Genomic DNA, 15,400 nt, shown 5'->3' with positions numbered 1-15,400 from the left:
TACAGTCAACTGTGGGAGGGGGCTTGCCCCCGATGACGTTCTGCCTGGTTCAACTCACGGCGCAAACGGCATGACCCGCTTGTGTTCGGTCTTGCGATACGTCTCGCAGATGATCCTGAACGCCTCTTCCCGCACCGGCTCGCCATGCAGGAACGCATCGATCTCAGCGTAAGTCACCCCATGTGACGCCTCATCCGGCTTACCCGGCGACAAGTCTTCCAGGTCGGCGGTCGGCACCTTCTCCACCAGGGATTCCGGCGCGCCAAAGTGCCGTGCAATCGCACGTACCTGGTTTTTTACCAGCCCGCTCAACGGCGCCAAGTCGCAGGCCCCGTCGCCGAACTTGGTGAAAAAGCCCATCACCGCTTCCGCCGCATGGTCGGTACCGATTACCAGGCCGCCCGCCGCCCCGGCGATGGTGTACTGCGCCACCATGCGCATCCGCGCTTTGGTGTTGCCCAACACGAAATCGCGGGACACTGCCGCCTTGCCTTCAAACGCCGCCACTTCATTGGCCAGGGCTTTGACCGCCGGGCCGATATTGACGGTGTGGCGCTCGTCCGGGTCGATAAAATCCACTGACGCCTGGGCGTCGATTTCATCGAACTGGGTTTCATAGGGCAGGCGCACGGCGATGAAGCGGTAGGCCTCGTCGCCGGTGCTGGCGCGTAGTTCCTGCATCGCCCGTTGAGCCAGCAGGCCGGCGGTCAGGGAATCGACGCCGCCACTGATGCCCAGCACGAGGGCCTTGAGCCCGGAGTTGCGCAGGCAGTCCTGAATAAACTTCACGCGCCGCGCCACTTCGGCTTCAAGCGCGGCCTGGTCGTTGAATGGCGCTTGGACCTTGAGCTGCTGCGCAATCTCACGCTGTACGGCTTGCATGGTTCACTCCTTGCTGGATAGGGCAGGTACTTTGAAAACGTGACGCAAATAGGCGACGAAATTCGGGTCGGTGCATTGGGTCTTGCCCGGTTCATCGGAAATCTTCGCCACCGGTTGGCCATTGCAGGCGGTCATTTTAAGCACAATGCTCATGGGCTCCACCCCCGGAATGTCACAGGTCAGGTTGGTGCCGATACCGAAGCTCACATTAATGCGACCCCGCAATGCGCGGAAAATCTCCAGGGCCTTGGGCAGCGATAGGCTGTCGGAAAACACCAGGGTCTTGCTCATCGGCTCGATGCCCAGCTTGTGATAGTGAGTGATGGCTTTTTCTGCCCACTGCACCGGGTCGCCGGAGTCGTGGCGCAGGCCGTCGAAGAGTTTGGCGAAGTACAGATCGAAGTCGCCGAGGAACGCGTCGGTGGTGATGCAGTCGGTCAGGGCGATACCCAACAGGCCACGGTATTCGCGAACCCAGCAATCGAGCGCGGCGATCTGGCTGTCGATCAGGCGCGGGCCGAGCTGCTGATGGGCCATGATCCATTCATGGGCCATGGTGCCCAGGGGTTTCATGTCGAACTCGCGGGCCAGGTGCACGTTGCTGGTGCCGACGAATCGCCCGGGGAAGTCATGTTTGAGCACACTGACCACTTCTTCCTGCACCCGGTACGAGAAGCGCCGACGGGTGCCGAAGTCGGCCACTTGCAGCTCCGACAGCTCGTCGCTGCTGGCGTTGGCCGTCAGCCAGTCGAACTTGCGGTACAACTGCTCGCGCGCTTGTTCGAGGATCACCGTCTGGTAGCGGTAGCGGTTGCGCACTTCGCTGACAATGGCAAGCAACGGCACTTCGAACAGGATCACATGCAGCCATGGCCCGCGCAGGCGGATAAACAGCTCGCCGTTCTCGATGCCGGTCTGCACGTAGCGCAGGTTGAAGCGGAACAGCCCGAGGAAGCGCAAAAAGTCCGGCTTCATAAAGCTGATGCGCTCCAGAAAACCCAGCTGATCCGGGCTCAGGCTCAGCTCGGCGAGGCGCTCGATCTGGTAGCGAATCTCCGCCAGGTAGGGGCGCAAGTCTTCGCTGTTACGGCAACGGAATTCCCATTCAACTTCCACGTTGGGGTAGTTGTGCAGCACCGCCTGCATCATGGTCAGTTTGTAGAAGTCGGTGTCGAGCAGGTTCTGCACGATGCGATCGGCAAACACACTCTCGCTCATAACGGGAATCTCCAGATGGGTCGGCGAGGGGGCCGACCTTTACGCACAATTAAGGAAGGGGGCTAGTGGCGCATAGACCTGAGGGGTTTTGCCAGACATTTTTTCGGTGAGGCCACTGGCCTAATCGCGGCAAGCCCCCTCCCACATTTGAAATGCATTCCACTCCAGGCACTAAATCACCTGCTCCATCATCCACTTCACAAATTCGCGCACCTTGGGCACTTCGGCCGCGTGCTCCGGGTAAGCCAGGTAATACGCATCCTGGCTAGGCATCGCATGCTGCCAGGGGATCACGAGCTTGCCGTCGGCCAGTTCTTCTTCCACCAGAAAACGCGGTAACAACGCCACGCCGCACCCCACCTGCGCCGCTCGGATGCACATATAGAAAGTGTCGAAACGCGGGCCGTGGTAGCTGTGTTCGGTGTGGTAGCCCTGGCTGGCGAACCAGTCGTGCCAGCCTTGAGGCCGCGAAGCGTTTTGCAGCAGTACCAGTTCGCTCAATTGGGTCGGGTCGGTAAAGGGCTGCGGGGGCAGGCTTTCCGGGGCGCACACCGGTACCAGCTCTTCGCTGAACAGCTTCAGGCTCTCGGTGCCGGGGCGTGAGCCTGGGCCGAAGTAGAAGGCCATGTCGGCCTTGCCTTGCAGCAGTTCGTCCGGCTCCTGCTCGTTGCACAGGTCCAAATGGATCTGTGGGTGCCGCAAGCGCCAGCCCTTGAGGCGTGGCACCAGCCAGCGCGCGCCGAAGGTGTAGGGCGTGGACACCCGCAGCACTTCGGTCTCGCCGCCGTAAGAGCGCAGGTAATGGGTGGACATCTCCACCTGCGTGAGGATCTTGCGCACTTCCACCAAATACAGATCGCCCGCCGGGGTCATCTGCAAGCGCCGGCGCACGCGGCGGAACAGCAGGTGTTGCAGCAACTCTTCCAATTGCGCCACCTGTTTGCTCACCGCGCTCTGGGTGAGGTTCAGCTCCTCGGCGGCGCGGGTGAAGCTCAGGTGGCGCGTGGCGGCCTCGAAGCACTGCAAGGCGGTGATCGAAGGCAAATGTCGTTTGTTCAGCACGGGGTGCCTCTTTTAATTCTTGGCATGAATAAACGGAATGATATCTCGCCTAATCGTCGTTTGTTGGCAAGTCTTGGGCCAGCTACAAATAAGCTTTGGATCGCCGCGCCGGTCGCGGCGCATTTTTTGTACGCAGATTGAAGGAGTGACCCATGGTTGCCGCATTGCTTGATCGTCTCGGGGTGAACCCGGCGTTGTACCAGTCGGGGAAACAGCCCGTGCATTCGCCGATCGATGGCAGCCGTATCGGCAGCGTGCACTGGGAGGGTGCCGCCGAGGTGGAGCAACAGGTCAGTCGCGCCGAGCATGCATTCGAGGCCTGGCGCAAGGTGCCCGCACCGCGTCGCGGTGAGCTGGTGCGCCAGTTCGGTGACGCACTGCGCCAGTACAAGGCCGACCTGGGTGAGCTGGTGTCCTGGGAAGCCGGCAAGATCACTCAGGAAGGTTTGGGTGAAGTGCAGGAAATGATCGACATCTGCGACTTTGCCGTCGGCCTGTCGCGTCAGTTGTACGGTTTGACCATCGCCTCTGAGCGCCCTGGCCACCATATGCGTGAAACCTGGCACCCGCTGGGTGTGGTCGGCGTGATCAGCGCGTTCAACTTTCCGGTCGCGGTGTGGGCGTGGAACACCGCGCTGGCACTGGTGTGCGGCAACGCGGTGATTTGGAAACCGTCGGAAAAGACCCCGCTCACCGCCCTGGCCTGCCAGGCGCTGTTCGAGCGCGTGGTGAAAAACTTCAGCGATGCCCCCGAGTACCTGAGCCAGGTGATCATCGGCGGCCGCGACGCCGGCGCCGCGCTGGTGGATGACCCCCGCGTGGCCCTGATCAGCGCCACCGGCAGCACCCGCATGGGCCGCGAAGTGGCGCCTAAGGTCGCCGCGCGCTTTGCCCGCAGCATTCTCGAGCTGGGCGGCAACAATGCCATGATCCTTGGCCCGAGCGCCGACCTGGACATGGCGGTGCGCGCTATTTTGTTCAGCGCCGTCGGCACCGCCGGCCAGCGTTGCACCACCCTGCGTCGTTTGATCGCCCATGAGTCGGTCAAAGAAGAAATCGTCACCCGCCTCAAGGCCGCGTATGCCAAGGTGCGCATCGGCCATCCGCTGGAAGGCAACCTGATCGGTCCGCTGATCGACAAACACGGCTTCGACGCTATGCAGGATGCCCTGGAGCAAGCCTTGAGCGAAGGCGGCAAGGTATTCGGCGGCAAGCGCCAGCTGGAAGACAAGTACCCCAACGCTTACTACGTGTCGCCGGCCATTGTGGAAATGCCCGAGCAAAGCGATGTGGTGTGCACTGAGACCTTTGCGCCGATCCTCTACGTGGTTGGCTATACCGATTTCGCCGAAGCCCTGCGCTTGAACAATGCCGTGCCGCAGGGCCTGTCCTCGTGCATTTTCACCACCGACGTGCGTGAAGCCGAGCAGTTCATGTCGGCGGTGGGCAGTGACTGCGGCATCGCCAACGTCAACATCGGCCCCAGCGGCGCGGAGATTGGCGGCGCGTTTGGCGGTGAGAAAGAGACCGGCGGCGGGCGTGAATCGGGTTCGGATGCCTGGCGCGGCTATATGCGGCGCCAGACCAACACCGTGAACTATTCGCTGGAGTTGCCGTTGGCGCAGGGCATTACTTTCGACTGATTACTGCACGTTGGACTGAATCTTGGGAGAGGGCTTGCCCCCTCCCACATTTAATCGCACTAGCACATCAAGATGGTTGTTTGTTGGGTCTCATCGGAGTCTGGCAATGGCATTACGCGAAACATGTTTGTGGGAACACCTCACCCCCAGCCGGCCGGATCGCGCCGCGCTCAAGGGCGAGGTCAACGTGGATGTGTGCGTAATCGGCGCCGGGATCACCGGCCTGTCGGCGGCCATTCATTTGCTGGAACAGGGAAAGAGCGTCGCCGTGCTGGAGGCTCATCGCACCGGGCACGGTGGTTCGGGGCGCAACGTCGGGCTGGTCAACGCCGGCTTGTGGATTCCCCCGGACGATATCGAAGCCGGCTTCGGCGAAGCGGTGGGCAGCCAGCTCAACCGCATGTTGGGTGCGGCGCCGGCGCTGGTGTTCAGCCTGATCGACAAGTACAACATCGATTGCCAGCTGCGTCGCGAGGGCACGTTGCACATGGCGCATAACGCCCGTGGCGAGGCGGATCTGCGCAGTCGTGAAGAACAATGGAAGCGCCGTGGCGCCCCGGTGGAATTGCTCACCGGCCAGGCGTGCGAGCAAGCCACGGGCACCAAAAAGATCGCTGCTGCGTTGCTGGATCGGCGCGCGGGGACCTTGAACCCGATGGCCTACACCAGTGGTTTGGCCAACGCCGCCATGGGGCTCGGCGGTCAGTTGTTTGACCATTCTCCGGTGACTCAACTGGAACGCCAGGGCTCGAACTGGTCGGTGCAAACCGAGCACGGTGCGGTGCAGGCGGCACAGGTGGTGATCGCTTCCAACGCCTACACCGAAGGCGAATGGACCGAGCTGCGCCGCAACTTTTTCCCCGGTTACTACTACCAGGTCGCATCGGCGCCTTTGAGTGACGACGCTGCGCGGCAAATCCTGCCTGGCGGTCAGGGCTCCTGGGACACCCGCCAGGTCTTGAGCAGCATCCGCCGCGATGCCGATGGCCGACTGTTGCTGGGCAGCCTGGGCAACGGCAACCAGAAACCGGCATGGTTTCTCAAGGCGTGGGCCGATCGGGTGCAGCAGCACTATTTTCCTTACCTCAAATCGGTGCAGTGGGAGTACACCTGGACCGGCTGCATTGCCTTCACCCCCGACCATTTGATGCGCCTGTTCGAACCGGCCCCGGGGCTGGTGGCGGTCACTGGCTACAACGGCCGCGGCGTGACCACCGGCAGTGTGGTGGGCAAGGCGTTTGCCGACTACCTCTGTCACCAGAATCCCCAGACATTGCCGATTCCGTTTGCGCCGATGCAGCCGTTGGCGGCAGTGGGCCTGCGCAGCTGTCTGTATGAGGCAGGATTCTCGCTGTATCACGCGGGGCAGTGCTTGAGGATTGTCATCTGATCAGCGAAATACCCTTCAAATCCCTGCGTTTTCTTAGCAGGCTACTAATCTGTATTGGTGCAAGTCGTAGCAATCACGCACTGTAAATGTGCAGTTCCGTTACGCCTTGGGTTACCGCTGTAGGAACTGTCGTTTGTGGTTCTGGTTGCAGGTGGCACCGGTAGAGGTTGTACCTTTTCGGGCTTGCGGTTGCGCCTGCGCGCGCCAGGGGGTTGCACGTCCTGGCGAGCGGAGCCGAAACACCTGTAATAACAATGACACCGTGTCTTTTTGAAGAATAAAAACGTAATGGCACGAGGCTTGCTCTGAGCTTTCGGTGAAAGGTTTGAATGCAAGTTGTCGTGCCAATAATCAAAAATATCGGAGCACCACTCATGTCCCAGACGTTTTACAAGAAAGGCTTTCTTGCTCTCGCCGTTGCAGCGGCGCTGGGTGTTTCTACGTTTGTTCAAGCTGATGTGAAGATCGGCGTAGCGGGGCCGATGACCGGCGCCAACGCGTCGTTCGGTGAGCAGTATATGAAGGGTGCCCAGGCGGCGGCCGACGCCCTGAACAAGACTGGCGGTATCAACGGCGAGAAAATCGTGCTGGTAGCCGGTGACGACGCATGCGAACCCAAGCAAGCCGTGGCCGTGGCCAACCGCCTGGTGGACCAGGACAAAGTGATTGGCGTGGTCGGGCACTTCTGCTCGTCGAACACCATCCCCGCGTCCGAGGTGTACGACGAGGCCGGCGTGATCGCAATCACCCCAGGCTCCACCAACCCCCAAGTGACCGAGCGCGGCCTGGGCGCCATGTTCCGTATGTGCGGGCGTGACGACCAGCAAGGCATCGTGGCCGGCGACTACATCGTCGATGTGCTCAAGGGCAAGAAAGTCGCGGTGATCAACGACAAGGACACCTACGGTAAAGGTCTGGCCGACGCCACCTCGGCGCAGTTGACCAAGCGTGGCGTCAAGCCAGTGCTGGAAGAAGGCCTGACCCGCGGCGAGAAAGACTTCAGCGCCCTGGTCACCAAGATCCGTTCCACCGGTGCCGACGTCGTGTACTTCGGCGGCCTGCACCCGGAAGCCGGCCCGCTGGTGCGTCAGCTGCGCGAGCAGGGTCTCAAGGACGTCAAGTTCATGTCCGATGACGGTATCGTCACCGACGAGCTGGTGGCCACTGCCGGTGGCGCGCAATACGTCGACGGCGTGTACATGACCTTCGGTGCCGACCCGCGTCTGCTGCCGGACAGCAAGGCCGTGGTGGAAGAGTTCCGCAAAGCGGGCTACGAGCCGGAAGGCTACACCCTGTATGCCTATGCCTCGCTCCAGGCCCTGGCCGCCGGCTTCAATGGCGCCAAATCCAACAAAGGCGAAGACGCGGCCAAGTGGCTCAAGGCCCACCCGGTCAAAACCGTGATGGGCGAGAAGAACTGGGATGCCAAAGGCGACCTGAAAGTCTCCGACTACGTGGTTTACCAGTGGGATAAAGACGGCAAATACCATCAGTTGGAAAAGCAGAAGTAATCCATGCGAGAGGGGGCTTGCCCCCGATAGCGGTGTGTCAGTCAACGGTTGTCTAGCTGACCCACCACGTCGGGTGCAAGCCCCCTCCCACATTGGGACTGCGTTGTGATTGAGATCTGACTTTTCCTCCAGAAGCGCCGCGCACCTCCGGGTGTGCAGGTGCTCACCGCGTGAGATTGCGTTATGGATGGTATTTTCCTGCAGCAACTGGTCAACGGCCTGACCCTCGGGTCGGTCTATGGCCTGATCGCCATCGGCTACACAATGGTCTATGGCATCATTGGCATGATCAACTTCGCCCACGGCGAGGTTTATATGATTTCCGCTTACCTCGCGGCGATCAGTCTGGCACTGCTGGCTTACTTCGGCATCGAATCCTTCCCGCTGCTCATTCTCGGCACCTTGATCTTTACCGTGGTCGTCACCGGCGTTTACGGGTGGGTCATCGAACGTGTCGCCTATAAACCGCTGCGCAACTCCACCCGACTGGCGCCGCTGATCAGTGCCATCGGCATCTCATTGATCCTGCAGAACTACGCACAGATCGCCCAGGGCGCCAAGCAACAAGGCGTGCCGACGCTGCTCGCCGGCGCATGGCGTGTCGATATCGGCACCGGCTTCGTGCAGCTCACCTACACCAAGGTGTTCATCCTGCTGGCGGCCTTCGCCGGCATGGCATTGCTCACCTACGTCATCAAGTACACCAAACTCGGCCGCATGTGCCGCGCCACTCAGCAAGACCGCAAGATGGCCTCGATCCTGGGGATCAACACCGACCGCGTGATCTCCTACGTGTTTGTGATCGGTGCCGCCATGGCGGCCCTGGCCGGCGTATTGATCACCCTCAACTACGGCACGTTCGACTTCTATGCCGGCTTCATCATCGGCATCAAGGCGTTTACCGCAGCGGTACTCGGCGGCATCGGCTCCCTACCTGGGGCGATGCTCGGCGGGATCATCCTCGGGATCTCCGAATCGCTGTTCTCGGGGTTGATCAACTCTGACTACAAAGACGTGTTCAGTTTCTCCCTGCTGGTGGTGATTCTGATTTTCCGTCCTCAGGGCCTGCTGGGTCGTCCGCTCGTGGCTAAGGTGTAAAACATGTCTGCTGCCAAACCCATCGATATCAAGAAAAGTGTCGTCGATACGGTCCTTGCCGGGCTGATTTCGCTGATCGTGTTCGGTCCGATCGTCGGCGTGGTCCTCGACGGCTACAGCTTCAACCTGGAACCGGCCCGTGTGGGCTTGCTGGTCGCCATTGTGATGGTCGGCCGCTTTGCCATGAGCCTGTTCCTGCAAACCCCCAAGGGCGTGAAGATCCTGCAGGGCTTCGAAAGCAGTGGCTCCGGCGTGCATGTGCTGGCACCGGACTACAAATCGCGGCTGCGCTGGATCATTCCAGCATTGATCGTGATCGCCATCGTGTTCCCGATCTTTGCCAACAAGTACCTGCTGACCGTGGTGATCCTCGGGCTGATCTACGTGTTACTGGGCTTGGGCCTGAACATCGTGGTTGGCCTGGCCGGACTGCTCGACCTGGGTTATGTGGCGTTCTACGCCATCGGGGCCTACGGTCTGGCGCTGGGTTACCAATACCTGGGCCTGGGCTTCTGGTCGGTGCTGCCATTGGCGGCCGTCGCGGCGGCGCTGGCGGGGTGTATCCTCGGCTTCCCGGTGTTGCGCATGCACGGCGACTACCTGGCCATCGTGACCCTGGGCTTCGGTGAAATCATCCGGCTGGTGCTCAATAACTGGCTGTCGTTCACCGGCGGCCCGAACGGCATGCCCGTGCCTTCGCCGACCTTTCTGGGTCTGGAGTTCGGGCGCAGAGCGAAGGAGGGCGGGGTACCGTTCCACGAGTTCTTCGGCATCGATTACAACCCCAATATCAAGTTCATGTTCATCTACATCGTGCTGTTCCTGGTGGTGCTGGCTGTGCTGTACATCAAGCACCGCCTCACGCGCATGCCGGTGGGCCGCGCCTGGGAGGCCCTGCGCGAAGATGAGATTGCTTGCCGCTCCATGGGCCTGAACCACGTGCTGGTCAAGCTCTCGGCGTTCACCATAGGCGCCTCGACGGCCGGTTTGGCCGGGGTGTTCTTTGCCAGTTATCAGGGGTTCGTCAACCCGTCGTCGTTCACCTTCTTCGAGTCGGCGCTGATCCTGGCCATTGTGGTGTTGGGCGGTATGGGCTCGACGGTGGGCGTAGTGATCGCGGCGTTCGTGTTGACCGTGGCGCCGGAACTGCTGCGCAGTTTCTCCGAGTACCGTGTATTGCTGTTCGGGGTGTTGATGGTGGTGATGATGATCTGGCGACCGCGCGGTTTGATCCGCATCAGCCGTACCGGCGTGACACCACGTAAAGGAGTGGCGCCATGAGCAAGGAAGTTGTGCTTTGCGTGGAACACCTGATGATGCACTTCGGTGGCATCAAGGCCTTGAGCGATGTGAGCCTCAAGGTCGAACGCAACTCGATCTTCGCCCTGATCGGCCCCAACGGCGCCGGCAAGACCACGGTGTTCAACTGCCTCACCGGTTTCTACAAAGCCAGTGGCGGCAAGATCGAGCTCAACGTGCGGGGCAAGCAGACCAATGTGATCCAACTGCTGGGCGAGCGCTTCCAGGCCACCGATTTTGTATCGCCGAAAAGCTTCCTCAGCCGCGTCTACTACAAGATGTTCGGCGGCACCCACCTGGTGAACCGGGCGGGGCTGGCGCGTACGTTCCAGAACATTCGCCTGTTCAAAGAAATGTCCGTGGTGGAAAACCTGCTGGTGGCCCAGCACATGTGGGTCAACCGCAATATGTTGGCGGGCATCCTCAACACCAAGGGCTACCGTAAGGCCGAGAGTGATGCCCTCGATCACGCGTTTTACTGGCTGGAAGTGGTGGACCTGGTGGACTGCGCCAACCGTCTGGCCGGCGAGCTTTCCTACGGCCAGCAGCGGCGCCTGGAAATCGCTCGGGCCATGTGCACCCGGCCGCAGATCATCTGCCTGGACGAGCCGGCGGCGGGCCTCAACCCCCAGGAAACCGAAGCTCTGAGCGCGATGATTCGCCTGTTGCGCGACGAACACGACCTGACGGTGGTGCTGATCGAACACGACATGGGCATGGTGATGAATATTTCCGACCACATCGTGGTGCTGGACCACGGCAACGTGATCGCCGAGGGCGGGCCGGATGCGATCCGCAACGACCCGAAAGTGATCGCTGCTTACCTGGGCGCTGACGAAGAGGAGCTGGTATGAGTGCACCTATCCTCGAAATGAAGGAGCTGGACGTGTTCTACGGCCCGATCCAGGCCCTGAAAAAAGTCTCGCTGCACATCAATGAAGGCGAAACCGTCAGCCTGATCGGCTCCAACGGTGCGGGTAAGTCCACACTGTTGATGTCGATCTTCGGCCAGCCTCGGGCCGAGTCCGGGCAGATCCTCTACAACGGCGTCGACATTACCCACAAGTCGTCCCACTACATCGCCTCCAACGGCATCGCGCAGTCGCCGGAAGGGCGGCGGGTGTTCCCCGACATGACCGTCGAGGAAAACCTGCTGATGGGCACCATCCCGATCGGCGACAAGTTCGCCAGCGAAGACATGCAGCGCATGTTCGAGCTGTTCCCGCGCCTCAAGGAGCGGCGTAACCAGCGCGCCATGACCATGTCCGGCGGCGAGCAGCAAATGCTCGCCATTGCCCGTGCGTTGATGAGCCGGCCCAAGTTGTTGCTGCTGGATGAGCCGAGCCTGGGGCTGGCGCCGATTGTGGTGAAGCAGATCTTTTCCACCCTGCGCGAATTGGCGGCTACCGGGATGACGATCTTCCTGGTGGAACAGAACGCCAACCACGCGTTGCGTCTGTCGGACCGCGCCTATGTGATGGTCAACGGTGAGATTCGCCTGACCGGCACCGGCAAGGAGCTGTTAGTGAACGAGGAAGTGCGCAACGCCTATCTCGGCGGCCACTGAGTACGTGGGGGAGGGGGCAAGCCCCTCCCCGCATTTCTTTTGAGTGATCCACAAGGCTGATCCAAATTGTGGAAAACAAATCCAGCCTCCCTCCAAAGCGCGACATATAGCCCCCGCAAATCGCTGTTTTGTCACAGTTTTGACTTGTCCCCATCCACTGTGGAACCGGCTGTGGGTAACGTGGGAGTAGCTGGCTGAAAGCCTCTGTTTTCGCGGCTTGTAGCCTTGCGGTTGTTTTTTGAGCAGTGGTTTTTTCGGGAGCGTTCGAGGGGTTTGTCAACCTGTTTAAAGACACAGGTATATGACCGAATTATGTCCGTTAAGCCTGTGGATAAGTCTGTGATTAAACTCTGGAAAGACCTCCGCAGAGGCCGAAATAACTGGCCTGGAGCCATCGCGCGGATTTTTCAGCGTGTGTCGGGGCTACATAGGCCTCGCTGAAGGTCAAGCAAAATACTTTCCGAAACAGCCCGCAGCCCTTGTATACAGCGGGTTTGGTCGGTTTGAACTTGCCCCCAAAGACTGTGGGCGCAGCTGTGGATAACCTGCGTGCATAAGGCTACAGGCTGCGCAGTACAAGGGTTTGCGCCAAGTGATCATAAAATAACCAGTCATGCCGCAGTGCGTGTGCGTAGCGGTTGCCGCAACGGCGGTGGACGGGCATTCTGCTGGCTGATTTTTTCCCGTCGCTCGCAAGGAGAACACCATGTCCGACACGCTGTTTATTACTGGCGCCACTTCAGGTTTCGGCGAAGCCTGTGCTCGTCGCTTCGCCCAGGCTGGCTGGAAACTGGTGCTCACTGGCCGGCGTGCCGAGCGTTTGAATGCGCTGGTGGAAGAACTTTCCAAGCAGACCGAAGTGCATGGCCTGGTGGTGGACGTACGTGATCGCAAGGGCATGGAAGACGCGATCGCTAACCTGCCACCGTCGTTCGCCACCCTGCGCGGCTTGATCAACAACGCCGGCCTGGCGGTGGGCACCGACCCGGCGCCCAAGTGCAACCTGGACGACTGGGAAACCATGGTCGACACCAATATCAAAGGCCTGCTGACCACCACCCATCTGCTGCTGCCACGTTTGATCGCCCATGGTCGTGGCGCGGGCATCATCAACCTGGGCTCCATCGCCGGCAGCTACCCGTACCCCGGCAGCCATGTGTACGGCGGCTCCAAGGCGTTCGTCAAACAGTTCTCCCTGAACCTGCGCTGCGACCTGCAAGGCACTGGCGTGCGCGTGACTAACATCGAGCCGGGCCTGTGCGAAAGCGAGTTCTCCCTGGTACGTTTCGGCGGTGACCAGGCGCGATACGACGCCACCTACGCCGGCGCCGAGCCGATCCAGCCCCAGGACATCGCCGACACCATTTTCTGGGTGCTCAATACCCCGGCCCACGTCAATATCAACCGCCTGGAGTTGATGCCGGTGAGCCAGAGCTGGGCGGGGTTTGCGATTGAGCGGGGGGCCAAGTAAAGCGTTAGACCGAGTCGCTGCTATCGGGGGCAAGCCCCCTCCCACACTCGACCGTGTTCACAAACCTAAGATGTGCACTGGTCAACTGTGGGAGGGGGCTTGCCCCCGATGGCGTCAAATCGGCCAAAACACGACATAAGGTACACTCCCTGTCTGAAAGCCCCTCCGCATCGTGCGGATTCAGGGTTTTGACGGGAGGCTATGTGAGTAACCGAGGTGAGCAGGCACTGCTCAAACAATCGACGATTCTGATGTTCGCAGTCGCGATCGCCGGGATTGTCACGGGCGTGATATCCGGCGCCCAATCCATTCTGTTCGACGGCTTTTTCTCGCTGATCGCCACCGCCATCAAGGTGCTGATGCTGATCACGGCCAAGCTGATCGCCAAGAAAAGCAACGAGCGTTTCCAATTTGGCTACTGGCACCTGGAACCCATGGTGCTGTTGATCGAAGGCAGTTTCCTGCTGCTGATCGCTATCTATGCGTTTCTCAACGGTGTGTTCGGCATTATCAATGGCGGGCGTGAGATCGAGTTGGGGCTGGTGATCATCTATGCGGCGGTGTTTACCGTCGTCGAATTCGCTTACTTCTTCTATGTGCGCTACCGCAATCGCAAGCTCAAATCATCGCTGATCCAGTTCGACAACATCAGTTGGCTGGTGGACGCGATGCTGTCGGTGGGGCTGCTGATCAGCTTTCTGGCCGCGCTGTTGCTCAAGTCCCATGGCTATGGCGAATGGGCGGTGTATGTCGACCCCATGATCCTGATCCTGCTGGCCCTGAGCATGCTGGCGCCAGCGTTCAAGATCCTGCGCCCGGCGTTGCGCGACGTGCTGGGGATTGCCCCGGATCATCTGGACGACAAGGTGCGCGAGGTCATGGACGCCGCGACGGCGAGACATGGTTTCGAAGAGTACGTGTCGTACGTGCAGAAGCATGGACGCGCTCGGTTTATCGAAATCCATGTGGTATTGCCGGTGGATTACCCGGTGAACAACGTTGCGACTCTCGATGCATTGCGTGAGGAGATATCCACAGGGCTCGGCACGCCGGATGCGGCGCGCTGGTTGACGATCAGCTTTACCGCAGATCGTAAGTGGATTGCGTAAGGCCCTGGTAGCAGGTGGCCAAGTGATACGGCGTGGTCGACGGCATGTCCCGTCGGCTCACGGCGCCATTGGCATCCAGGCATTCGTGCCAGCCTTTGTCGTGCAGGAAGTGCTGCTGCAGCGCCAGCAATTGGCGTTGCAACACCGCTTGGCTGTTGGGGCGCAGGGTCAGCGCGCGCAGGTATTCGGCCTGGGCCCAAATGCGTTGGGTGCCGTCGCGCACGCTGCCATCGGGGGCAAGCATGCCGCTGACCGCGCCGGTCACGTTATCCACACCCTTGAGTTCGGCATAGGCAAACGCCCGCGTCAGTGAGGCGTGCAACGGCGTACCGCGCAGCACATCCGACGATTCCAGCAAAAAGAACCATTCGAACTGGTGCCCCGGCTCAAACCAGTTATCCACAGCACCCAGCGGTTTCTCCATCATCACGCCGTGCTGGCGGTCGATGAAGTGCTGTTGCATAGCGGTTGCCAGGCTGAGCAGAGCGGCTTGCACGGCGGCGTCCTCACGCACAGCGAGGGTGGCCAGAAAGCCTTCGGCCAGATGCATCAACGGGTTCTGCAGCGGGCCGGAATCGAGCGACGACCAGTTGCGCTCCAATACGGCTTCGTACAGGCCGTCATCTGTGGCGAAGCGTTGCGCGACGACTTCCAGGGCCGCGTTGAGTACCGATTCCACCAACGGTTCGCGCACCTTGGCCCAGTAATGGGCACAGGCGAAGATGATGAACGCGTGGGTGTAGAGGTCTTTGCGCATGTCCAGCGGCTGGCCGGCGGGGTCGATGCTGTAAAACCAGCCGCCGTGTTCGGCGTCGTGGAAATGTCGCTGCAAGGAGCGAAACAATGCGGCTGCCCGCCCTTGGGCAAACTCGGCATCGGGTTGGCCGATCAGGCTGGCGAACAGATACAACTGCCGGGCGCAGGCCATGGCGCGGTAGCGTTGCGGCGGCAAAGGATGGTGATCGGCGTCCAGCGCCTCGTAAGGCAACGCCAGCTCGGCATTCCAGCCTGGGCCCTGCCACAGCGGCACGATCAGGTCATGGAAGTGGGTGAGCACGGTGTTCAAAGAGGGTTGGGAAGCGCTGGGCATTGGCTGGCGTCGTCACGGCAGAGGTGTAGGCGCGCATGGTAGCAGGCTTGGGTTCTGTGG

At 60.7% G+C, this 15,400-nt stretch carries 13 protein-coding genes; 9 read left to right on the top strand and 4 right to left on the bottom strand.

Annotated features, from left to right (window positions below; translation table 11 throughout):
- Positions 1-54 precede the first annotated feature (54 nt).
- The 3 genes from nadE to QRN41_RS12030 form a co-directional block, all read right to left on the bottom strand.
- Positions 55-882 carry an NAD(+) synthase gene (nadE, locus tag QRN41_RS12040; protein ID WP_285421608.1) on the bottom strand — a complete coding sequence of 276 codons (828 nt, stop codon included), beginning with the start codon at positions 880-882 and terminating at the stop codon, positions 55-57.
- 3 nt (positions 883-885) lie between these two features.
- The gene (gene pncB / locus QRN41_RS12035) at positions 886-2,100 is read right to left on the bottom strand and encodes a nicotinate phosphoribosyltransferase (RefSeq protein WP_034095626.1); all 1,215 of its coding nucleotides are present in this window, start codon (positions 2,098-2,100) and stop codon (positions 886-888) included.
- A 171-nt stretch (positions 2,101-2,271) separates the two neighbouring features.
- Entirely contained in the window at positions 2,272-3,162 is an 891-nt protein-coding gene (locus QRN41_RS12030; RefSeq protein ID WP_034136669.1) for a LysR family transcriptional regulator, read from the bottom strand.
- Positions 3,163-3,314: 152 nt separating this feature from the next.
- Here QRN41_RS12030 and amaB point away from each other — a divergent pair, with 152 nt between their 5' ends.
- The 9 genes from amaB (at position 3,315) to QRN41_RS11985 (ending at position 14,250) form a co-directional block, all read left to right on the top strand.
- Complete coding sequence (gene amaB / locus QRN41_RS12025; RefSeq protein WP_034095628.1) at positions 3,315-4,805, top strand: L-piperidine-6-carboxylate dehydrogenase; 1,491 nt, start codon at positions 3,315-3,317, stop codon at positions 4,803-4,805.
- 106 nt (positions 4,806-4,911) lie between these two features.
- The gene (amaA, locus tag QRN41_RS12020) at positions 4,912-6,195 is read left to right on the top strand and encodes an L-pipecolate oxidase (RefSeq protein ID WP_285421607.1); all 1,284 of its coding nucleotides are present in this window, start codon (positions 4,912-4,914) and stop codon (positions 6,193-6,195) included.
- Between the two features lie 374 nt (positions 6,196-6,569).
- Positions 6,570-7,706 (top strand): branched-chain amino acid ABC transporter substrate-binding protein, encoded by a 1,137-nt coding sequence (locus QRN41_RS12015; RefSeq protein ID WP_034095630.1) that lies wholly within the window; start codon positions 6,570-6,572, stop codon positions 7,704-7,706.
- A 183-nt stretch (positions 7,707-7,889) separates the two neighbouring features.
- Complete coding sequence (locus QRN41_RS12010) at positions 7,890-8,804, top strand: ABC transporter permease subunit (protein WP_034095631.1); 915 nt, start codon at positions 7,890-7,892, stop codon at positions 8,802-8,804.
- Between the two features lie 3 nt (positions 8,805-8,807).
- Complete coding sequence (gene livM / locus QRN41_RS12005) at positions 8,808-10,085, top strand: high-affinity branched-chain amino acid ABC transporter permease LivM (RefSeq protein ID WP_034095632.1); 1,278 nt, start codon at positions 8,808-8,810, stop codon at positions 10,083-10,085.
- Positions 10,082-10,957 carry an ABC transporter ATP-binding protein gene (locus tag QRN41_RS12000; RefSeq protein WP_034095633.1) on the top strand — a complete coding sequence of 292 codons (876 nt, stop codon included), beginning with the start codon at positions 10,082-10,084 and terminating at the stop codon, positions 10,955-10,957. Before livM ends, QRN41_RS12000 begins: the two co-directional genes overlap by 4 nt.
- Positions 10,954-11,670, top strand: coding sequence for an ABC transporter ATP-binding protein (locus QRN41_RS11995; RefSeq protein ID WP_034095634.1), 717 nt, complete (start codon positions 10,954-10,956; stop codon positions 11,668-11,670). The genes QRN41_RS12000 and QRN41_RS11995 overlap by 4 nt, the downstream gene beginning before the upstream one ends.
- Positions 11,671-12,376: 706 nt before the next feature.
- On the top strand, positions 12,377-13,141 hold the full coding sequence (locus QRN41_RS11990; protein ID WP_034095635.1) for an SDR family oxidoreductase: 765 nt from the start codon (positions 12,377-12,379) through the stop codon (positions 13,139-13,141).
- Positions 13,142-13,344: 203 nt separating this feature from the next.
- Entirely contained in the window at positions 13,345-14,250 is a 906-nt protein-coding gene (locus QRN41_RS11985) for a cation diffusion facilitator family transporter (RefSeq protein WP_167416807.1), read from the top strand.
- On the opposite strand, the gene QRN41_RS11980 is transcribed toward QRN41_RS11985, so the two are convergent.
- A complete protein-coding gene (locus QRN41_RS11980) occupies positions 14,222-15,340 on the bottom strand; it encodes an AGE family epimerase/isomerase (protein WP_167416808.1) in 1,119 nt (372 codons plus the stop codon). The two genes, QRN41_RS11985 and QRN41_RS11980, sit on opposite strands and share 29 nt — an antisense overlap.
- Between the last annotated feature and the right edge of the window lie 60 nt (positions 15,341-15,400).

Origin of the sequence: Pseudomonas sp. efr-133-TYG-23, from assembly GCF_030209215.1 — a bacterium.
Lineage (GTDB): Bacteria > Pseudomonadota > Gammaproteobacteria > Pseudomonadales > Pseudomonadaceae > Aquipseudomonas > Aquipseudomonas rhodesiae.
The sequence above is the reverse complement of the archived record's forward strand: the minus strand, read 5'-3'. Positions and strand labels throughout refer to the sequence as shown.